The sequence below is a fragment of the Blastococcus colisei genome (assembly GCF_006717095.1).
Taxonomy (GTDB): domain Bacteria; phylum Actinomycetota; class Actinomycetes; order Mycobacteriales; family Geodermatophilaceae; genus Blastococcus_B; species Blastococcus_B colisei.
On the sequence record NZ_VFQE01000001.1, the window covers coordinates 3,309,479 to 3,329,931 of the forward strand.

The 20,453-nt window shown below is 73.4% G+C and carries 20 protein-coding genes; 3 read left to right on the forward strand and 17 right to left on the reverse strand.

What is annotated here, in order from left to right; genetic code table 11:
* Positions 1-62: 62 nt before the first annotated feature.
* The 14 genes from FHU33_RS15750 to FHU33_RS15815 form a co-directional block, all read right to left on the reverse strand.
* On the reverse strand, positions 63-545 hold the full coding sequence (locus FHU33_RS15750) for a hypothetical protein (RefSeq protein WP_142026178.1): 483 nt from the start codon (positions 543-545) through the stop codon (positions 63-65).
* Positions 542-2,062: a type IV secretory system conjugative DNA transfer family protein gene (locus tag FHU33_RS15755; protein WP_142026179.1), complete on the reverse strand. Its 1,521-nt coding sequence runs from the start codon at positions 2,060-2,062 to the stop codon at positions 542-544. Before FHU33_RS15755 ends, FHU33_RS15750 begins: the two co-directional genes overlap by 4 nt.
* A 12-nt stretch (positions 2,063-2,074) precedes the next feature.
* Positions 2,075-3,370 carry a hypothetical protein gene (locus FHU33_RS15760; protein ID WP_142026180.1) on the reverse strand — a complete coding sequence of 432 codons (1,296 nt, stop codon included), beginning with the start codon at positions 3,368-3,370 and terminating at the stop codon, positions 2,075-2,077.
* A complete protein-coding gene (locus tag FHU33_RS15765) occupies positions 3,370-3,678 on the reverse strand; it encodes a hypothetical protein (protein WP_142026181.1) in 309 nt (102 codons plus the stop codon). Before FHU33_RS15765 ends, FHU33_RS15760 begins: the two co-directional genes overlap by 1 nt.
* On the reverse strand, positions 3,675-4,295 hold the full coding sequence (locus FHU33_RS15770) for a conjugal transfer protein (protein ID WP_170182477.1): 621 nt from the start codon (positions 4,293-4,295) through the stop codon (positions 3,675-3,677). The genes FHU33_RS15765 and FHU33_RS15770 overlap by 4 nt, the downstream gene beginning before the upstream one ends.
* Positions 4,296-4,349: 54 nt before the next feature.
* Positions 4,350-5,519: a M23 family metallopeptidase gene (locus FHU33_RS15775; protein WP_142026182.1), complete on the reverse strand. Its 1,170-nt coding sequence runs from the start codon at positions 5,517-5,519 to the stop codon at positions 4,350-4,352.
* Positions 5,516-7,021 carry an ATP-binding protein gene (locus FHU33_RS15780; protein WP_142026183.1) on the reverse strand — a complete coding sequence of 502 codons (1,506 nt, stop codon included), beginning with the start codon at positions 7,019-7,021 and terminating at the stop codon, positions 5,516-5,518. The genes FHU33_RS15775 and FHU33_RS15780 overlap by 4 nt, the downstream gene beginning before the upstream one ends.
* A complete protein-coding gene (locus FHU33_RS15785; protein WP_142026184.1) occupies positions 7,018-8,532 on the reverse strand; it encodes an SCO6880 family protein in 1,515 nt (504 codons plus the stop codon). The genes FHU33_RS15780 and FHU33_RS15785 overlap by 4 nt, the downstream gene beginning before the upstream one ends.
* Positions 8,529-10,139, reverse strand: a complete 1,611-nt coding sequence (locus FHU33_RS15790) for a hypothetical protein (RefSeq protein ID WP_142026185.1) — start codon at positions 10,137-10,139, stop codon at positions 8,529-8,531. Before FHU33_RS15790 ends, FHU33_RS15785 begins: the two co-directional genes overlap by 4 nt.
* The gene (locus FHU33_RS15795; RefSeq protein ID WP_142026186.1) at positions 10,132-10,938 is read right to left on the reverse strand and encodes a hypothetical protein; all 807 of its coding nucleotides are present in this window, start codon (positions 10,936-10,938) and stop codon (positions 10,132-10,134) included. The genes FHU33_RS15790 and FHU33_RS15795 overlap by 8 nt, the downstream gene beginning before the upstream one ends.
* On the reverse strand, positions 10,938-11,318 hold the full coding sequence (locus FHU33_RS15800) for a hypothetical protein (protein WP_246063693.1): 381 nt from the start codon (positions 11,316-11,318) through the stop codon (positions 10,938-10,940). The genes FHU33_RS15795 and FHU33_RS15800 overlap by 1 nt, the downstream gene beginning before the upstream one ends.
* A complete protein-coding gene (locus FHU33_RS15805) occupies positions 11,315-12,085 on the reverse strand; it encodes a hypothetical protein (RefSeq protein WP_142026187.1) in 771 nt (256 codons plus the stop codon). The genes FHU33_RS15800 and FHU33_RS15805 overlap by 4 nt, the downstream gene beginning before the upstream one ends.
* 338 nt (positions 12,086-12,423) lie before the next feature.
* Positions 12,424-13,182, reverse strand: a complete 759-nt coding sequence (locus FHU33_RS15810; RefSeq protein WP_142026188.1) for a hypothetical protein — start codon at positions 13,180-13,182, stop codon at positions 12,424-12,426.
* A 575-nt stretch (positions 13,183-13,757) separates the two neighbouring features.
* Positions 13,758-14,297, reverse strand: a complete 540-nt coding sequence (locus tag FHU33_RS15815; RefSeq protein ID WP_142026189.1) for a sigma-70 family RNA polymerase sigma factor — start codon at positions 14,295-14,297, stop codon at positions 13,758-13,760.
* Between the two features lie 29 nt (positions 14,298-14,326).
* Between FHU33_RS15815 and FHU33_RS15820 the strand changes: the two genes are divergently transcribed.
* Genes FHU33_RS15820 through FHU33_RS15830 form a run of 3 tightly spaced genes read left to right on the forward strand, consistent with a single transcriptional unit; the run spans position 14,327 to position 17,511 of the window.
* Positions 14,327-15,004: a zf-HC2 domain-containing protein gene (locus FHU33_RS15820; protein WP_246063695.1), complete on the forward strand. Its 678-nt coding sequence runs from the start codon at positions 14,327-14,329 to the stop codon at positions 15,002-15,004.
* The gene (locus FHU33_RS15825) at positions 15,001-16,749 is read left to right on the forward strand and encodes a copper resistance CopC/CopD family protein (RefSeq protein WP_142026190.1); all 1,749 of its coding nucleotides are present in this window, start codon (positions 15,001-15,003) and stop codon (positions 16,747-16,749) included. Before FHU33_RS15820 ends, FHU33_RS15825 begins: the two co-directional genes overlap by 4 nt.
* Positions 16,750-16,776: 27 nt before the next feature.
* Positions 16,777-17,511 carry a YcnI family copper-binding membrane protein gene (locus FHU33_RS15830; RefSeq protein WP_142026191.1) on the forward strand — a complete coding sequence of 245 codons (735 nt, stop codon included), beginning with the start codon at positions 16,777-16,779 and terminating at the stop codon, positions 17,509-17,511.
* Positions 17,512-18,179: 668 nt separating this feature from the next.
* On the opposite strand, the gene FHU33_RS15835 is transcribed toward FHU33_RS15830, so the two are convergent.
* The 3 genes from FHU33_RS15835 to FHU33_RS25060 form a co-directional block, all read right to left on the reverse strand.
* Positions 18,180-18,965 carry a DsbA family protein gene (locus FHU33_RS15835; protein ID WP_142026192.1) on the reverse strand — a complete coding sequence of 262 codons (786 nt, stop codon included), beginning with the start codon at positions 18,963-18,965 and terminating at the stop codon, positions 18,180-18,182.
* Positions 18,949-19,449 (reverse strand): MauE/DoxX family redox-associated membrane protein, encoded by a 501-nt coding sequence (locus tag FHU33_RS15840; protein WP_142026193.1) that lies wholly within the window; start codon positions 19,447-19,449, stop codon positions 18,949-18,951. The genes FHU33_RS15835 and FHU33_RS15840 overlap by 17 nt, the downstream gene beginning before the upstream one ends.
* 175 nt (positions 19,450-19,624) lie before the next feature.
* Complete coding sequence (locus FHU33_RS25060) at positions 19,625-20,452, reverse strand: copper chaperone PCu(A)C (protein ID WP_170182478.1); 828 nt, start codon at positions 20,450-20,452, stop codon at positions 19,625-19,627.
* Position 20,453 lies beyond the last annotated feature (1 nt).

The window sequence follows — 20,453 nt, forward strand, 5'->3', positions numbered from 1 at the left end:
ACGTCTTTTCCTGGCCTCGTCCGCCCGTTTCCTCGCGGTGATCCGCTGGGCGCCTGCGCTGATCATCGAGGGGAGGCGTCGAGGAAGGCGGTGTAGCGGCTTTCGGCGGGCCAGTCCTGGTGCCGGCCGGTGCGGCAGGTGCTCTCCCCGAGCCGCTGGGCCATGCGATCGCAGAACATCGGGAAGGCGTACCGGTTCCATTCCTCCATCAGCTGGGGACCTGCTGCGTTCTCCGCTTCCCACCGCAGCACCGTCAGCACGGGCAGTTCCCGGGCGATGTGGGCGTGGCGGGGCCAGCAGACCGGGACCATCTGCGCGGGCCGCCACGCGTACTCATGGTTGATCCATGCGACGACGTCGTCACACCAGCTCCAGACCGCTGTGCTGAGCTCGCCGCTGCAGCCGGCGGGCTCCCAGGGGCGCTCCAGGTCGGCCACGGCGCCGGCTTGGGCCGCTCCCCCGCGGTCGCCTCGACGCGTGTTCCCCAGGAGTTCGAGCGCACGCAGCACCGCGAGGGGTGGCGGCGGGAACGGCAGGACGATCACCAGGACCACGCCTCGGGCTGCGGTGCGGCCGGCGGGTCGGCCGGGTCGACGTGCCGGCTCGGGCCGAGCCGGTGATCGCGGGCGTATGCCAGCGCGGCAGCCGTGCGCTGCTCGACGTCGACGGTGTCGACGCGGGAGCGGCTGACCCGCGCACGGGCGGCGTCGAGCTCGGTCGTGAGCCGCTGACCGTCCTTGCCGTCGAGGCAGCGCCGCAAGCGGGCGACGATCGGCGGCGCGGTGCCTGCGACGACGAGAGCGTGCCGCTCGGGGATGCGACGGATGTCGCCGGGGCGCAGCACCCGCACGTCCTCACCCGAGCGCGACGTGCCGATGCCGCCGGGTCCGTCGGTGACGGTCCGCCGGCTGATCCGCACGTCGTCGAGCAGGTCGGACAGTTCTCGGTAGAAGTGGACGTCCTTGCCGCCGCCGAAGATGACGAGGTTGTTGGTGAGCCCGAAGAGCGAGCGGGCCTCGTCCTCGCCGTAGGAGACGACCATCTGTTTCCAGGTCTGGGCGGCGTAGATGAACGAGAGCCCGAGCGCGCGTTCGTTGGCCATCCGCACCCGCAGGGTCGGCAGCGGCGTGGTGGACGGCAGTTCGTCGAGGCAGGCCAGGAAGCACGGGGTCAGGCGCCCGTGCGGCGAGGTGGTGGCGACGTGCAGGGCGGTGTCGAGGACGTGTTCGGCGACCGCGGTCATCAGCGGTGCCGCCGAGGCGTAGGGGTCCTCCCGGCCGAGCAGGTACACCGTTCCCTGCCGAACGATCAGGTCGGCCAGATCGGTCGCCGACCGTCCGCGCGAAGGCACGCAGCGCGCCCTGATGTCCGGCTGGAAGAACAGCGCCATCGCTTGCTGGACGGTGGTCACCGTGTTGCCGACGGTGTCCGGGCTGCCGTGCAGGGCGCCGATCAGCAGCCCGTCCCAGAACCGGGCTGCGTGCGGATGCTGCTGCAGGATCTCGGCGGGCTGCTCGGCGGCGACGGGGTTAGCGACCCACTCCAGGACGTGCTCCAGGGTGCGGCTGGTGAGTGCCGCCGCGTGCAGGAAGCCCTGGAGCACCTTGGCGGTCTCCGCGGCGTAGAACCGGGCGGCGTTGTCCTGCCGGCCGCCGGTGACCGCGCCGGCGACGGTGCCGGCGGCGAACGCCTTGGCTCGTCGTTCGGCGATCCGAGGATCGACGCAGCCGGCGACCGGATCCCACACCAGCTCCGGCAGCCCTGGTGCGGCGCCGAAAGGATCGAGCACCGCGACCGGGCGCGGCGGCTCGTCGGGACCAGAGGGCAGTTGACGCCGTCCGGCGGTCAGCAGCAGGTCGTCGACCTTGGTCAGCGTCGCCAGGCCGGCACCGCGGTGGGCCAGCAGGGCGGGAGCGAGCAGGTCGAGGGTCTTGCCGGACCCCTGCTCGCCGTAGACGCCGGTGGTGCGGTCGTAGCGGCACCACAGTTCCACCCCGTGCGGCTGGGAGGAGCGGCCCAGCCGCCAGCCGACGTCGGTCGGGTCGAACCCGGACGTGAGCATCCGATTCCCCTTTCAGCGTGCCCGGCCGGGGCTGGGCCGCTGGGGTCGCGCCGCCTGCAGCTGCTGGTGGGCCTGCTGAATGGCCACGCTGAGCGCGACCGGCGTCTGCGGGTCGTCGAGCAGCGCCCGATTCGCGGCCCAGGCCCGGCGCGGGAAGCCGGCCGTCGCGCGGGCACCCGGATCGGCTACCTGGTCGGCGACGGCGAGGGAGAGCAGTCGGGCGTTGTGCAGGGCGCCGGCGACCGGTTGCAGGTCGGTGGCGGTGACGCGGACCAGTCCGCCGGGCTGATATCCGCGCAGGTACGCGGCCACCCGCTCCTCGCGCGGCGGCACGTCGCGGGCGTAGGCGATCAGGGATCCGGTGTCGGCCCAGGACCGGACGGTGCGGTACAGCAGTTGCGTGGCGAGAGTGGGCAGGTGCTGAGCCGCGGACGTGACGGATGCGCGCAGGGACGCCGTCCAGGTGGCCGGATCGGGCTGGGCAGAGCGGAGGACGGTATGGAGTCGACCGGCTGCGGTGACGCCGGATGGTGTGTGCTGGTGGAAGTGGCGGCTGCCGTCGTCGTACGGACGCAGGGCCGCTCGGACGGCGCGCCAGGCGTCGGCGGCCGTCGTCTGACCTGCGGGTGGTGCGTCGGCCGAGCCGAGGCGCTCCGCGGCGGAGCTGAGTGTCTGGGCGGCGATCGTGTAGGCCAGGACCTCGGTGACCGACGGCGGATCATTGGCGCGGGCCGTGGCCTGGAGGAGGACGCCGATGGCGTCGGGGACCACGCGTGCCGGGTCGACGGACGCAGTGACCGCGGGGCCTGGAACGGGGCGGTCGAGGATGGCGACGTCGGCGCGTGTCGGCGGTTGCAGCGCGGCTGTCTGCTGGACCAGGACCGCCTGACGCTCTACCTCGGCCAGCCACTGCGTCGCCGGGCCGGCGGGCAGGCGGTGGGCGACCACCTCGGTCAGCGGCGCCACTGTCTCGGCTACGGCGGTGGCGACGGCCCACCGGCTGGTCACGCTGGTGTGGTCGTACAGGACGCCGACGGTGTCGGCCGCGGCGGCCGCCAACCGGGTCAAGGCCGACTCGGTCGCTGGAGCGCGGACGCCGAGCTCGGTGCAGGCGGCAGCCAGGGCGGCGACCTGCTGTTCGCGGCGATCGCCGGCGAATGGGGATACGCCGTCGCGGCGCAGGTGGGCCAGCGCCCGACCCAGGTGGCCCAACGCGGTGCCTGCATCGGCGCGCGCGGCTGCGCTGTCGTCCGTGGTCCGCGCTGTGTCGGCGAGGGCGTCGAGCAGCTGCCCGAGCGAGGTGGCCATCAGCGTGGCGCACGCAGCGCGCGGTGGCCGTGCTGAGCCGCGGCGAGGACGTCGGGGTGCGCGAAGTCGTCAGCCGGCAGGTTGCCGAGGATGCGCAGCGCCTGCTCGACGAGCCGGTCGGGGTCGGTGGCGTCGGCGGTCGCGGGCACCGGGCCGCTGGGCGCGCGCAGGGCGGTGGCGGCGGCGAGGCAGTGCAGCTGCGCTGTCGGCCCGGCCTGGTCGTTGCGGGAAGCGGCGGCGAACAGTGCCGCAGCCTCGGCGCGGGCGGCGAGCAGATCGGCGTTCAGGTCGTCGTCGGTCGAGCTCATCGAGGGGTCTCCTTCACAGTGTGGACGGGTGGTGCCTCGATCGACGGTGCTGGGGACGTCGATCGGGAAGTGGTGCTCGGGACGGATCTGTGGGTACGACCGCGGATCGCGTCACCGCCTGTGGACAGGAGGCGATGGACACGTCCTCGGCTGCCTCTGGACGGGTAGCGGTCCGGGCGGATGACCGCTCGCCCGGCGCGGAGCTGCCGCAACCCGAGGGCTTGCTGGGCCTCCCTGCGGGTGGCCATGCCGCCGCGGGCGTCGCCCGGTCGCCGGTGGCGGGCGACCAGGACAGCGGTGATGACCGCGGCGGTCAGCAGGACGAGCTCGGCGACGGCAACACACGCGTACACCGGGATGGGCTTGGCGACCTGACGCAGTTGGTCGGGCGGCAGGCCGCGGCCGGGGTTGCCGCCCAGGAGCCCGCCGAGGACGTGGGTGATCGTCTCGGTGCCCTGCGGCCACACCCAGCCACCGCCCCACAACGCCGAGGCGAGTCCGAGACCGACCAGGGCCGCCAGCGCGACAGCGATCAGGGCGCCACCGACTGCGGCGACCGCCAGTTCCCATCCCCGGGCGATCGGCTGCGGATCGCGACGCCGGAAGGGCATCGTCATGCGCCGGCCCCGTTTCGGTGGTGGATGTCCACGTCCTGGTTCCCTCTCTGCCGGTCAGCCGGCGGTGGCGGCATGCAGGTCGACGCCGCGGTCGGCCAGCCACGGCACGGGATCGACGGACGCGCCGTCGAGGCGGACCTCGAAGTGCAGGTGGACGCCGGTGCTGTTGCCGGTGGACCCCTGGAAACCGAGCAGTGCCCCGGCGCTGACGCCCTGGCCGGCGTTGACGGTGTAGGCCGACAGGTGCGCGTAGCGGGTGGTCACCCCGCCGCCGTGGTCGAGTTCGACGAGGTTGCCGTAGCCGGGCAGGCTCAGGCTGCCGTCGCGGTCGCAGTAGGCGCTGGTGCACGCGGCGGTGACCACGATGCCGTCGGCGGCGGCGTAGACGGGAGTGTCGCGGGGGCCTGCGATGTCGACACCGGCGTGCAGGGCGCCCCAGCGGGACCCGTAGCCGGAGGTGAAGGTGCCCGCGGTAGGCCGTATCCACGACCCGGCCGGCACCGGCAGGTCCGGGCAGACGCCGGCCGCCGCACCGCTCCCGTCGGCCGCAGTGGCCTGGGTGGTCGGCCACAGCATGGCGGTCAGCTCGCGGGCGAGCGGCTCCCAGCGGGCGTAGGCACCTCCATAGGCCGAGACCTGCACGGCCTGTGCGGCCTGGGTGAGCGGCATCGCCCGCCAGTCGGGCACGGCCACGAGTCGGCGGTAGAAGGCCTCGGCGGCGTAGACGGGGTCCATCAGCTGAGCGACGGTGCCCCAGCCGGCGATCCAGCGCTGTTGGAAGGTGTTGACGCTGTCGTGGTCGGAGCCGAGCCCGTCATGCGGATAGGTCAGGCTGGTGGCGGTCACCGCGGCCTGCTCGGCGGTGAGTTCGGGGCTGCTGCCGTCGTTGGCCAGCATCCGGATGCGCGACTCCTGGTAGGCGGTGGCCAGCGCCACGGTCGCCGCGTACGGGTCGAGCTCTTGTGCCGCGGCGACGGTGACGATGGTCTGCGCGTGGCCCATCTGGACGGCGTTCAGGTCGGTGCCGGCGACGGTGGCGCCGGTGCCGCCGATCGAGCAGACCGAGGACGCCGCCGCCGGCGACGCCTCCGGAGCGGCGAGAACCGCGAGAGGGATCAGCAGCAGCGTCAGTACGCCGAACACCGGGACGGCGACGGGAGCGGCGGCCTTCCACAGCCATCGCTTCGCGTACGCCCGCGCCAGTCCTTCGGCCGTCCCGCTCATGCCGGACGTCCTGTGAGGGCCTCGTTGGTGTCGGTCAGGGCCAGCTCGGGCGCCGTGAGGACGGTCTGCACCTTGAAGGCCCGGTCGCCGACCAGCCACAGGGCACGGCCCTTGCCGGCGATCGCCCAGCCGGTGACCACCCGCTGGGCGATCGGGGTCAGCCCGAGCATGGTGGCGAGCTCGTCGGCGACGGCCTGGTCCTGGCCGTGCAGCACCTTGACGTCGCACAGGTGCAGCAGGTCGCGGGCGATGGCCACCGCCTGGGAGGAGGCGTCGCCGGCGGTGAGCATGTCCGAGGGCTTGTGCGCGAGCAGGATCTGCACGTCGGCGTCGCGGCGGGACAGCCGCAGGTTGGCGTCCAGGCTCTTCATCGCCTCGGCACCGAGGCGCATCTGCCGCCAGGTCTCGTCGCGGATGACGATGCGCAGGTCGCCTGGGTCGGCGATCTCGCGCATCGCCTGGCCCCAGGAGTTCAGGCAGGTCAGCGCGATGCCGACGGCCTGGTCACCGAGCGGCTCGAGGCGGGACAGCGACAGCGACTGGATCGGCGCGCGCCAGTCGACCTCGATCGACGTGTGGTCGTCGAACAGCCCGGCCAACGAGCCCTTGACGAGGGAGCCGAGGGCATCGCGCAGGGTGCGGGTGGCGTCGAGGAAGTGCCGGCGGTCGGCGTAGCGGCAAGAGGCGACGAGATCGTCCGTGGGCTCGTCCAGAGCTTGCCACAGCTGCGGGATGGTGGGCTCGGTCAGCCGGGTGGCGCCGGAGCGGTAGCCGGTGAGCAGTCGCAGCGCCTCGCCGACGGCGGTCTCCTCCACGGGGCCGAAGGGCACGTTCTGCGAGCCGACCAGGCCACGGATCAGTACCAGCCAGCGGGCGAACATGATGGCCTCGCGGCGGCGGGCCTCGGCGGCGGCGAGCCGGTCCCAGCCGTGCCCGAGCGGCCCGAAGGCCAGCGGATTGACCCGGGCAGAGAATCCGTGGCCGATGACGAACGGCTCCACGCCGAGCGCGCGGCACAGCGGCTCGTACTCGTCCTTGGTGTCCCCCAGGATCAGCGTGCGGTAGCCGTAGGCGAGCATGCGTAGCGCGAAGGCCTTGACGGTGGCGGACTTGCCGCGGCCGGGCTTGCCGAAGACGACGACGTTGGGGTTGGTGACCGGGATGGCGTCGTCGGTGACCCAGCCGACCGGATCGCAGTAGAACGCCCCGCCCGACAGCAGGTCGATGCCCATCTGCGCGCCCGTGGGCGGTAGCCCGCTGGTGGCGATCAGCGGCCACACCACCGGCGTCTGCTCCGACGTCATCCGCCACACCGACAGCGGCGCCGGTGTCGCCGCCCGGCCCCGGCCCCGGCCACGCGGCCCACGGCGGGGCACCAGCGCGGTGAATGGCCCGCGCTCCCGTCGCGCCGTCTCGACGGCGGGGACGGCGGGGAGCCGGTGGCCGAAGTCGTCGAGCAGGACGGCAACGTCTCGGCCCCGACGAGCGGTGCGTCGGGTCATCGTCGTCCCCTGCGGTTGGGCAGCCCGACACCCAGCGGAATGGCGGCGGCGGCAAACCCGGAGTCCTGGGCCAGGTCCAGCCGCAGCGGCACGTAACCGGCGGCACGGATGGAGGCGGCGAGCCGGCGGCCGTGCTCGTCCACCGGCCAGGTGGCCGGGACGGTGACGCAGGCGGCGACGGCGGGGCGAACCAGCGCTCGGCCGGCGGCCAGCTTCTCGTCGGCGGCACCGATCCGCTCCGAGTCGCGCCGCTGCCGGGCCCGCTGCCGGAATCCCATGCGGGCGCGCAGCTCGTTGCCGGTGGTGGCGCTCATCTCTTCCCGGCCGACCAGCCGGGTGGCGCGGTCCAGCGGCAGCGGGGCGAGGAACACCGTCAGACAGCGCCGCTCCCCCGCCGTCGTCGGGACCAGCACCGGGGCCAGTGCGCCGAGCACCGCACCCGAGTCGGGTAGCAGGATCGTGTCGGTGACCGACGCCCATGCGTCGTGCGCGTAGTGCCGTAGCTCGGCGCGGGCGTGGGTGGGTCCGGCGGCGGCCATCGGCACCCCGGTCGCCAGCTGGGCGCCGTTGGCGGCGGCCAGGTCGGCGGCGATCAGTTGGCCACGGTCGCCGGGGGCGAAGCCGGTGCGCACCGCGGCAGCGAGTGCTGCCGAGTCCAGCCAGGTGACGGCGGTGCAGCCGACCGGGCCGCGCAGCGCGCTCTCGACCTCGGCCATCACCCCGTGCAGCACCCGCGCGCGGCCGTCCACCCCGCCGCCGGACTCTTTTGCAGACCGGCTCATCCGTCCCTCACCGACCACGACGGTCACGAAGGCTTCCGTGCGCACCGCGGCCGGCGTGAGGGTGGCACCCAGCAGCGCGTTCACCCGGGCGGCCAGGGGCGCGGCGTCCGCACGAGTGTGGGCCTGCTCCCAGGCGGCGCGCTCAGCACCGTCGTCGGGCACGGTGCGCACCTGCAGCGCCAGGGTGTCGATCAGTTCGGTGCGCGCGGCGATCTCGCACAGCTCGGCCAGGCCGGCGCCCATCCGGTCCCGCTCGGCCGGCTCGGCGAGGCCGATGCCGGGGTGGTCGATCCGCGCCACGGCCGCCCAGGTGTCCGCCGCGGAGTTCTGCACGATCACCGGGCGGGTGAACAGTTGCCCGTAGGGCGGTCCGTCGTGAGTGCGGATGCCGGCGAGCACTCCGGGCAGGTCCGCCTCGGACAGGTCCTCGGCCGTCCCGGACGCGGCTCGGGAGCCGAACACCGTCCAGCCCATCGCTCCTCCGATCGCGTGCAGACAGAGATCGGCGAACCAGCGGCCAGCAGCCCGCCCTCGGATGGGGATCAGCAGCACGGCGGCCAGCAGTGCCCACACCGGCAGCCAGATGGCGAGCAGCGCCCATGCCTGCGCGTTCAAGGTCAACAGCGCCGGTACGCCGGCGAGGGTGACGAGGGCCAGTTGGGTGCCGGTCATGCCGAGGAACCAGCCCGAGACGTCGCGGGAGTAGTCGCCGTAGCGGACGGCGTTCATCGCGCGTCGTCCTGGTCGGGACCGGATGGGTCGCTCTCACCGGGCCGGTCAGGTGCCATGCCGTCGAGGCGCTCGGCGGGCCAGGCCGCAGAAGATGCGCCTCCGGGAGAGTGGACGTGCCCGTTCCCGGTCGGTCTTGTCGGCTGTGTTCCGCCGTCGTCGGGACGGTGCCCTCCGCCGTGCACGCCTCCGGTCGCCGTCCCTCCGCCGGAGCCGTTGCCGCGCACCGGTACCCGGGCGGGCAGCGGCTGCCCGTAGTACGGGTGGGTGTGCCCGACTCCGGCGCCCGACAGCACGTCTGACGCCGAGGCGGCCACCCCCGCGGCCAGTCGGCCGGCCGTGGAGGTGCCCGTGGTCAGCGCACGCAGCGCGCCGGCGAAGCGCCCACTGGTCGTCGCGTCTGCGGTTGACTCGCCCTGCGCGCGGTCACCAGCCAACCGAGCCGCGGCACCTGAGGCGGCCACCCCACCGGATGCGGCACCCGCCGCCGCGGTGGCCACGGCCGCTCGCCCGCCTCCAGCCTTCTGCAGCGCGCCCATGACTCCGCCGGAGGCGGCCAGCGACGAGCGCAACGCCGCCCCAGACGACGTGCCGGGATCGACGAAGGCCAGCAGCCGGAACAGCGCCAGCGGACAGATGGCTCCGAGCAGGATGAGCAGACAGCCGACCACCGCCATGCCGCTCGCGGCCTCGGTGCTCGTTTCCTCGGCTCCGGTGATGATGCCCTCGGTGATGGTCACTCCGACGCCGAGGACGAGCACGGCGACGGGGGCAACCAGCAGCGCGGCGAGGAACCAGCGCAGGCTGCGCCAGAACCAGGTACTCGACGTCTGCGCCAGCAGTCCTCCTGCGGAGATCGCCGAGGTCGCGGCCAGCACGATCAGCGCCGCCTCGCGGACCAGCATGAGCAGCAGGTAACCCACGCTGGCCGGAACGAGCAGGAAGATGGAGCTGACCCCCAGCACGGTGGCGACCGTGCCGTCGACCATGTCGCGGCCCACGCTGATCGACGGGTCGAAAGCGGCCAGGGTGTCTATACCGAGAAGGCTGCGCAGCAGGGCGGTGGTCAGTCCGGAGACGCCGGTGACCAACAGCGCCGCCACGCCGACGTAGCCGACCCAGACCAGCCCGAACTGAAGCAGGCCGATGAGCAGCCGGCCGAGGGTCTGCCCGTCCCGGCGCGCCGCCGCGACACCGAGCTGCACCATGACCATCAGCGCCGCGACCGTGGCGCCGATGCCGAAGGTCACCGGATAGACCGCGGCCAGCGGGCCGCCGGCGGACAGGTCGGGGGTGGCCAGTGCGTCGATCACCGAGAAGGCCAGGCCCAGCAGCCACAGCCCGGCCCCCCACAGAGACAACATGGCGCTGATCCACACGTCGGCGACCACGGCTCCGGCCGCCTCGCCGATCACACAGAACGGGTTGATCGGCAGACACGGGAGCGAGCCGTCGTCCGCAGCCGGAGCCGTCGGGAAGGCCATCACCGCCGTGTCTGCCCAGGCAGGAGCGGCGGTCGCCAGCCAACCCACCGCCGCCAGCAGGAGCACGACCGAAGCCCTCCGCCGGACCCAAGGAATCCGCCGTCGCGACTGCGGCCTAGACATGGCGCAGGTCCCGCCAGCCAGCCGCGATTGCGGTGTCGGTACCCGGCCAGACCGACGGAGCCGGCGCCGGCTCCGGCCCGGGGCCGATCACCCACCGATCCCCGGCCCATGACATGCGCTGGCAGTCGGCGATCGCGATCCGCGAGGTCTGCTCCACGGTGACGGTGAACTCGAAGTTCACGCACACCACCGCGAACTCCTCGCCCACCGTGCCCTTGATCAGCCCCATCACCGGGCGGACGACGATCGCCAGCTGCGGCGACCCAGCACCGGACAGGCCCGCTGCAGACAACAAGCTCGCCATGCCGTCCACCCCGGACCACGTCTCCGGGGTCGGCCCGCCGGGAGCGGCCCACTCGGCGATCACCCGCCGCACGCCGTCCATCGAGCCGCTCTGCATCGCCGTCACGTCGATCGCCGCCAGCTGCGCCAGCGAACCCTCTGGAGTTCGCGGGAAGCCGGTGGGCACGTCCGCCGCGCCCGCGCCGGTGGCGCGCGGCAACTCGAGAACGTCCGCAGCCTGCCTCGACACCGGGCCAGGGAGCGCGTCATCCGGGTCGGCGGTCGGCATCGGCGCGGCGGCCAGCGCATCGTGCCGCGACATGTCCGGGGAGGGAGCTGCAGCCTGTAGTGCGGCGTCCCTCTCGTCCGGCTCCTCGCTCAGCCCTCCGACAACCGCCAAGACCAGGCCCGCCAGCACCGCCAGCGCTACCACCGCGCTGACCACGAGCGCCGCAAGGAGACGCGCCGGGCTCCACTCCGGCGCACCGCTCCTCTGGATGTCGGGACGGCGGCGCATCAGGTGCACCCACTGCCGGTGATCGAGTCCAGGATGACGAGGATGACCGTGTAGGTGATGGCCACCATCACGACCACCGCGACGCCCATCGCCCCAAAGCGGGAGGCATGCGGATGGGAGAACATCCGGCCCACCAGGACCGAGCCCAGCGACACGACGGCGGCGATCCCGATCAGCGCCAGCACGCCCCACTTCACCCACGCCGTCACCTGATCGGCGAAGGCCTGCACTCCCGGCGGTGCCTCCGGGCAGACCGCCGCGGTCAACTCCACCGGCGCTGCGGTGGCCGGCCACGCGGTGAGCGCGACCAGGCCGGCGGCGACGAACGCGACGGTCGAGGCCGCTCGTACCGCTGCAGGTGCAATCCTGCGGGGGTTCACCGGGCCTCCCCCGCCGCCCCCGGCTGGGACGATGCCGCCCGGTGCCGATGCCGAGGCTGCGGTGGCACGGCCGGCATCAGCAGCGCGGTCAGCGACCGGCCGGCAGCCTCCACAGCCTTGGGCAGCCGGTCCCCGGTCAGACCGGCTGTCTGCAGTCGTCGGTCGACCGGTACTCGGACCACCCGCCCCTGCGACCGCAACTCGCGAAGCCGCGGTCCGCAGTTGGCCTTCACCGCCTGGGGCCAGCGCGCCGGGCCCACGATGGCCACCACCACCGGCTGCTCGGCCAGCTGGCTCAGCACGTGCTCGGTCAATCGCACCCCGGGCACGGTCGGCCGGCAGACGACGACGGTGCGCGTGCGGTCGGCGGCCAGTCGGGCCAGGTTCTCCGGAGCAGGCAGCCCGAGATCGAGGACGGTGACCGCCGGTTCTTCGCTGATCGGGAGGACCGGCCAGCCGCCAGGCTCCACGTCCTCAACGCGGCGGTCGATCGTGACGCGGTCGCGGGAGCCACGTCGCCAGGCGCCGGCGGCGTCGGTGCCCATCTCCGCCGACGCCGCGGCAATCAGCCCCGACCGGCGGGGATGCGCAGTCTCCACCAGGTGCACCCGCCGGTCGGTGGCTGCGGCGGCGTCGCTGATGGCCAGCGCCACCGTGGAGGCGCCGGCACCGGCGTGTGCCGCTACGACCGTGATCCAGTCAGCTGCCAGGGCGTCGCTGTCACCCCTGCCTGGGACAGCCGCGGGCGCGCTGTCACCCCTGCTCACGCTTCCCTGCGGCGCTCTGTCACCGCTGTCAGGCCAGCGCTCGCGGTGCATGTCGTCCCGAGCCGGAAGCGAGGTCCTGCCCTCGTCTTTTCTGGGGCGGCGGGCGGGTGGAACCGGTGTACCCGCCGGAGCAGTGCCCTCGGATTCGAAGGGCTCATGGAGACGCGTCGGCTCGGCCAGCCCTCGTGCGGCGAGTCGGGAACGACGGGCACGCAGCTCGTGGAAGGCCTGCTGTATCTCCGCAACCGATAGCAGTCGATCGTCGGGGCCGACGTCGCCGCCATTGGCTACACCGCCCGTCACGGCGCCGGCTTCATCAACGTCCTGCAGCAGAGGGCTCACGCGACGGCCGCCAGATACTGCGGAGCCACGCCGCGCAGGGCGGTCAGCGTGCGGTTCCGCCGGCGGTACAGGGTGCGCGTCGTGATGCCGTGTGCGGCGGCGACCTTCTGGTCGGCCCGCCGGTGTCGACGGTCGCGGCTGCACTCGGTGGCGATCAGCAGTGCGACGTCCTCGGCGTCGACCCCTGAGCGCACCGCCCACTGCAGCAGGTCGACTACGTCGAGGTCCTCCCCCTCCTCGTCGGCGCTCGCAGTTGCGATCCGAGTGATGTCGCCCGTAGCGGTCAGGACCTCGACCCGGTCGGGGTGGTAGCGGCTGCTGGGTCGCAGCTCGGCGAGTACCGCCCGCCGGGTCTCGGCGCGCAGGTTCGCCGCGATCGCCCGAGGCCGGCGTCGCCATGGGTAGCGGCGGATCTGGCAAGCGAGTTCGCCGACGACCACGGCGAGGATGTCGGGGGTCAGGTCTGCGAGCTGCCTGGCCATCGTCCGCACCAGTCCGCTGAGCAAGTGAAGCGTCACCAGCAGCGCGTCGTCGTCGCGGCCACCGTCCACAGCGGCCAGCCGGACGAGCGCGGCGAGCACGACGTCGGGGCGGTCGCCCGCGCCGCCATCGGCCCAGACGGCGAGCAGGTCATCGACGCTGCTCAGCCCGGTCAGGGCTGGCTCGGTAGCTGCCCAACGGACGAGGATGGCGTCGCCGTCCAGGCGAGCGGCGAGCGCCGGCCAGCTGCCGACGATGGTGGGGTCGTGGAACATGTGCGGGTCCTCCGGCATCGGTGTGATGCCGTCGACGCTCCGCAGGGACGTTCAACGGGCCGTCACCCTAGGCAGGGGTGACAGGAGGCGGTCACGTCAGCCCGTGACCAGCGCTGCCCCGCTATCGCGTCTGGGGACATTCGGCTCCTGCAGCGGGGGGTGACGGAGCGAGAAGCGAGGGGTGACGTACGCGAGGTGCAACGACGAAGGCGGCGTGTTGCGGGGTGACGCCTGGGTCAGCATTTCTTGCGCCCTTCGACTGGGTCGCTACCGCCCGTGGGCCCGACTCGCGTCGCCCTCGACACATAACATTGCCCGCCTATGGCGATACCCAGTCAGCGGCCCTATGCGGGAATCCTCACCGGGCGGGTCTTCCGGGCACGTCTTCCACCACACCGGCCGGGGCGGCTGCTCACTCCGTCGCGCCGACGAGGGGATGCCGGAGCGGGCGTTCGTCCGCCGCTCAGAGTCTGCCGGGGTGCCGCCGCTGGCCCGACGGTGCGGTTTCGCTGAGCTCAGGTGACCACGTCCCCTGCCATCACCCCAGCCCGGCGCGGGAACAGCCCGGCGCCACGTCAGCCCAGCGCCGCGTCGTCCGCCGCGTCCAGGGCCGCCATCAGGTCGGTGCGGGCCCGGGCGACTCGTGACCGGATGGTGCCAATCGGGCACCCGACCACCTCGGCGGCTTCGGCGTAGGGCAGCCCGAGTAGCTGTGTGAGCACGAACGCCTCCCGCCGGTCGCGGTCGAGCCGGGCGAGCAGGTCGTCGACGGCGGCCTGCTCGCCGACCCGGTCAGCACCGTCGGACATCTCGATGTCGGCGGCGTCCACCCCGCGCACGAGGGTCGGCCGCCGGCGGCGGGAGCGGACGGCGTCGGCGCAGACCCGCCGGGCGATGGCGAGCAGCCAGGTGCGCAGCGACGAGCGGCCCTCGAAGCGGTGCAGCCCGGCGAATGCCCGCAGGTAGGTCTCCTGGGTTAGGTCGTCGGCCGACTGGCGGTCGCCGAGCGCGGCGCACAGTCGCCAGACGTCGGATTGCGTGGCCCGGACCAGGGTGGCGGCGGCGAGCGGGTCGCCGTCGGCGGCGGCCGTGGCGAACCGTGCCAGCTCGTCCACCGGACTCCCTCCATGAGACCGGGAACCGGATGGCTCCCCTCGACGACTACTTCACCATGCAGTGTTCCGCGTTCCGCGAGGCGGCCTCGGCGCGTCTCGATGGCGAGGCGCTCGGCATGCCCGAGTCGGCCCTCGACCGGCACCTGGCCGCCTGTCGGGGCTGCGCCGTCTGGGTGGCCGAGGCTGCGGTGGTGTCCCGCCGCGCGCGTCTGACTTCCGCACCGCCGGTGCCCGACCTGACCGCGCGGGTGCTCATCGCGTTGCCGAAGGAGCTACCGGGCGTGCGCGCGGCCGCTCGCGTCCGGTTGGTTGGCAGCGCGCTGCGGCTGGCCCTGGTGGCCGTCGCCGTGGCGCAGGCCGGAGTGGCCTGGCCTGCGCTGCTGAGCGGGACGGCGGCGATGAGCGCGCCGGTGCACATGGCGCACGAGACCGGCGCGTGGAACGCCGCGGTCGCCGTTGCGTTCATCGCCGTGGCTGCCCGGCCGCGGTGGGCGGCCGGCTCGCTGCCGTTTCTCGGCGCCTTCACCATCTTCCTGCTCGCCACCACGGTGGCCGACCTGGCCGCCGGACACGTGCACCTGGACCGGGCGCTCGTCCACCTGCTGCTGCTGGCGGGGGTCGTGCTCATCTGCGTCGTGGCGTGGCGCGGACGTCCGCCCCGGCAGCGGTCGGCGCTTGCTGTGGCACGGCGACGGGCGGCCGCGTGACGGGAACCGCCCGGGCACGTGCCGTCGGCGTGGCCCTCGTCGGCTGGCTGCTGACCTTCGGTGTCACCGCGGGCCCCGCCGCTGCGCACGCCGAGCTGGTGGCGACCACGCCGGGTGAGAGCGCGGCGCTCGAGACGGCGCCCGGTGAGGTGACCCTCCGATTCACCGAGGCGGTGTCGCTGGGCGCCGGCTACGCGCGGGTGCTCGACAGCGACGCCGAGCGGGTCGACACCGGAGCGCCGTCCGTCGACGGGGCCACGGTGACCATTCCGTTGCGCGAGGACCTGTCGGACGACGGCTATCTGGTCACCTATCGGATGATCTCGGCCGACTCGCACCCGGTCAGCGGTGCGTTCGGCTTCGTCGTCGGCGACGCCGAGCCGGTCGACCAGGCGCTGGCCGACGCCGACGCCGACAGCGGCCCGTTCGTCGCCGGGCTGCTCGTGGTCGCCCGCTGGCTGGGGTTCGCCGGGCTCGCGCTGGGGCTCGGCGTCCCGGCGTTCCTGCTGCTGTGCTGGCCGGCCGGTTGGGGGGTTGCCCGCTTGCGCCGGCTCGCCGCCGCCGGCGCGGCCGCTGTCGCGGCCGGCGGTCTGCTCATGTTCCTGCTGCAGGGGCCGTACGCGGCCGGCAGCGGCCTCGGCGCACTCGTCGCGCCGGACCTGCTCGCGGCGACAGCATCTTCCACCTACGGCCTCACCGTGCTGGCCCGCGTCGTGCTGGCTCTCCTACTGCTCGCCGCGCTCCGGTTCGCGCCACGACGAGCCGCCGTGATCGTCGGCGCCATCCTGGCGCTTGGGTTGATCGCCACCACCGCCGCCGTCGGGCACCCGGTCGCCGGCGCCATGCCGGTGCTCGCCGTGGTCGTCACCTCTGTGCACGTCGCCGGGATGACCCTGTGGCTGGGCGGGGTGGTCACGCTGCTGACCGGGCTGCTCCGCCCGGGCGTCACGGCCGGCGAACTGGCAAGAGCGCTGCCACGGTTCTCCCGGCTGGCGTTCGGCTCGGTGGTCGCGCTCGTCGTCACCGGTGTCGTGCAGACCGTGCGCGAGGTCGGCACACCGACCGCGCTGTTCATTACCACCTACGGCTGGGTGCTGGTGGCCAAGGTCGCGCTCGTCCTGCTCGTGCTCGGCGCCGCAGGCGTCGCCCGAGTGTGGGTGCAGCAGCACCTGGGCGGGCCCCGGCCCCGCCGCGGCGGCCGGCGGGTCACCGCGCAGGCCTTCGTCGCAGAGGCCGAGTCACTCCAGGTAGCCGCGCGGGCCCGGGCCGCCGCACAGGCCGACGCCGCAATCGAGGACATCGACCCGTTCCGCCGGTCGGTGCTGCTGGAGGCGACGGTCGTGGCCGTCGTCCTCGTGCTGTCGGCCGTGCTGGCGGGTACGCCACCGGCGCGCTCGGCGGTCGCCGACCCGGTGGACGCCACCCTGGCCCTGGAGGGGGCCGCCGGCACCGAGGGAACCGTCCAGATATCTCTCGTGCCGGCCCAGACGGGGCCGAACACCTTGCACGTCTACCTGTTCGACGTGAATGGCCGACTGACCCAGCCACAGGACCTCCAGGTGACCCTCACCGAGCCCCAGCAGCAGATTGGTCCGCTCGAGGTCGACCTCGAACCCGTCGGGCCCGGCCACTACATCGGCGACGGCCTCACCATCCCCACCGCCGGCACCTGGACCCTCGCGGTCACCGTCCGGCTCGACGAGTTCACCGCGACTACCGCGCGCACCACCTTCCCGGTGCGCTGATCCCACACAGAGAAAAGAAGGAGAACCGTGTCCCACACGATCCACCGGCTCGCCGTCGTCCTGGCGGCCGTCCTTACCACCCTTGTGGCGCTCGCCGGCGTCGCCGCCGCGCACGTGGGCGTTTCGTCACCGGACGCGGAACCCGGCGGCTACGGCAAGCTGACCTTCCGGGTGCCCAGCGAGAGTGACACCGCCAGCACCGTGGGGGTGCGCATCGCCATCCCGGAGGAGGCCGCCATGGCCTCGCTGCGTGCGATGCCGATGCCCGGCTGGACGGTGGACATGACCACCACCCGGCTCGATGACCCGCTGGAGGCGCACGGCCAGGAGATCACCGAGTACGTGTCGGTGGTCGAGTTCCGCGCCGAGAACGAGGGCGTCGGCATCGGTCCCGGCGAGTTCGGCGAATTCGGGTTGTCCGGCGGACCCTTCCCGGACGCGGAGACGCTCAGCTACCCGACGGTGCAGACCTACAGCGACGGCAGCGAATCCGCCTGGATCGAGCCGACCGTCGACGGGGCGGAGCCGGAGTCCCCTGCCCCGGTGCTGGCGCTGACCGGCGAGGCCACCGGTCATGACGCCGACGCGGACGACGCTGCGGACGAGGCCGCCGTGGAGGAGGCGGCCACCAGCAGCGAGGCCGCGGACGGCGGCTCGGCGACGGCCACCACGGCCCTTGTCGTGGCCATCCTGGGGCTGCTCGCCGGGCTCGGCGGTCTCGCGCTCGGCTGGACGGCGCGTCGCCGCACCGTGTCCTCCTGATTCGCTCCGCCCGCAGCAGCTGCCGCCTGACTCGCCGTAGGCGGGTCGGCGGCAGCGGCTGCAGCAGCGCGGGTGTTGACACAACCCCGCCGGGCACGCCAGGCACCGTGACGCCGCCGCGACGGCGGGGCTGGATGACCGCTTCGCTGGCATCAGCCTGCCCGAGCATTACCACGCCCGTCCTTTCCCCTCACCGACACCGTCGGCGAGACCAACGACCGCGCCATGGAGACCGGTGGCCAACCGCCACTGCTGTTCTTCCAACCAGCTACTGGACCTTGACCTGTCCTCCGGCTTGACCGGCGACCAGGAGTCCGTGCTCGGGGAGCACCCGACTGTCGAGTCTCGGCCGCTCCACTTCGCCGCCGCCTTGAGGGTCTCGCCGGGCCGGCGCAGCGCCAGGTTCCCTGCCCGCGGCCGGTGCAACTCGGCCGATTCCTCGCTGCTACTCACCCCGGCCGCTGACTGGCGTCGACCACGACGCGGCGCACAGACTTGCGCACCGTCTCGGTTGATCCGATGCCACCTTCCGCGCCACCGAGCCGAGCGCGTGGCCTCGAAGCCGGTGGCGTGATTTGCCCGTTTGCTCAGGCCAGACTGAACTGAAGGTTGGGATTCGGGCGCCGGCTTTCGGTGGGGACCCGACGTGCCGGTCGGATGCTCGCGGCTCACTCGGTTGCGGCCTGCACGGCGGCGAGCAGCGCTTCGGCGGTCGGCACGGCCAGCGGTTCGCCGTTTACCAGCACCGTGGGTGTGCCGGTCAGCCCCTCCTGGCTGGCCTGATCGGTCACCCGCGCCACCCAGTCGCCGAACCGCAGCTCGCGGATGCCGGTCTCCACGTCGGCGCCCGTGGCACCGGCCTGGGCGGCGAGTGAGACCAGCTCCTGATCGGACAGGCCGGGGCCACCTTCGGCGGGCTGGTTGGCGAAGAGCAGGTCCGAGAACTCGAGGAACGTCTCGACGCCGGCGGCGTCGGCGACGACCGCGGCCGCGTTGGCAGCCCGGGTCGAGTAGTCGTCGGCTGAGAGCCGGTCGAGGATGGCCACCGGCCGGTAGCGCACCAGGGCCTCCCCCTCGGCAGCGAGCTGGTCGAGCGCGTCGCCGGCCACTTCCTCGAAGGCCCGGCAGGCCGGGCAGAGGTAGTCCTCGTAGACGTCGATGGTCACCGGCGCGTCGGCCGGGCCGGTGGCGAAGCCGGCGCCGCCGGTGCCCTCGGCCACGGTGGCCGGCGTGGCGGCATCAGCGGTGTCGGTGCGCGCCGACTGCACGATGATCGCGACCACCACGATGACCGCGACGATGGCGGCGACCACGGACCCGGTGACCAGCCGGGCGCGGCGCTTGCGCGCCTGCTCCTGGCGCGCCTTCTCCGCGGCCCGCTTGGTCGCGATGCGGTCCCGGGCGGCCGGTCGGCCGCCCGGGCGGCCGGTCGTGCGGTCAGATGCGGACGGCATAGCGGTCTCCCGTCGTCGTGTCGTCGGCTGATTCGGCGCGGTCGGCCAGGGCGAGGCGCGATCGGGGCCACACCGCCAGGACGGCGGCCGGCACCAGCAGAACCAGGTCGCGGACTATTTCGCTGAGGTAGGCGGTCTGCCCGGGGTCGACCTGCCCGCCGCCACCGAAGCAGCCGCAGTCGATCGTCAGCCCACGTGCCCAAGCGGAGGCGACCGCGGCGACGAACACGCCCAGCAGCACCGCCGAGGCCACGGCCGCCGCCCGCACGAAGACGCCGAGCAGCAGCAGGACGCCGACGGCGATTTCCAGCGCGGGCAGGCCGAAGGCGACCGGCGCCACGAACGGCTCCGGCAGCAGCTGGTAAGCCCGCACGGCGCGTTCGGCCGCAGCCGGGTCAGGCAGCTTCAGCCCACCGGCGACCAGCCACACGATGCCAAGCACGGCGCGGCAGCCGGTGCGCAGCCACGGTCTGATCGTTCGCATACCTGATTTGTCGTCGTCGCGGCCGGCATGGTTCCGCCGTCGCCGCAAAAGGTGCACCGGAGCGAAGGCCGGCCCCACCCGCCGCCCAGCTGACACGGCGGTACCGTGATCCGGCGTCCTCCCGGCGGCAACCCTCAGTCGAGGGCGGCCCGCGGGTGACGGAGGCCCAGTTCCGTCAGTCGGTTCCGTCCGCACCGTGGTGCAGGGGCGCGTTAATCGGCTCGACCGGCAGAACGATGTCGACCGCGCCGGCCCGCTCGAAGGTCAGCGTGAGCGTCACCGTGTCACCGGCGGCCGGCGCCGTCTTCAGCGGCTCGAGCATGAGATGCGCCGCCCCGGAGCGGAACCGGAAGGCGTCGTGCGCTGGCACGACCACCTCGTCGAGATCGGTCATGGTGCCCACGCCGTCCTCGGACGTCTCGGTCATCGGCATCACCATCGCCGCGACGTCGCTGGTGACGAAGATGAGCCGATCATCGGTGTCGCCGTTGTTGACGATCGTCAGGTACGCCGCGGCCACCGACGGGGACGCCGGCTCACGGACGTACCCGTCGCCGGCGCTGAGCTCTCCCAAAGTGGCCTGCACGTGCTCGATCGCGCCGCCTGCGGGCGCGGTCGTGGCCGAGGGCGGTGACGACGTCGACGGGGCGCCCACGGGCGGGCCACTGCCGCAGCCGGCGATCGGCCCGATCAGCGCGAACGCCGCCGCCAGGGTGAGGCGCGACAGGATGGGGTGCGACCGGGAAAACATGGAGGACACGAAGAAGGAGTCGTGCCCAGACCCAGCGGAATTCCCCCGGTTTCCCCAGAGCCGGAATTTGAACACCATCGGTGGGAACCCGGATCGCGCACCAAGCGACGAAGAGAACATGCACCCATCTCCCGTCGATCGCCCCAGCCGCGCCGTTCGCCGTCGCCGTCGCGGCGACGCGGCGGCGCTCGTCGCGACCGGCCTGCTGCTGGCCGGCTGCGGCGCCGGCGACACCGCCTCGGCCCCGGCCACG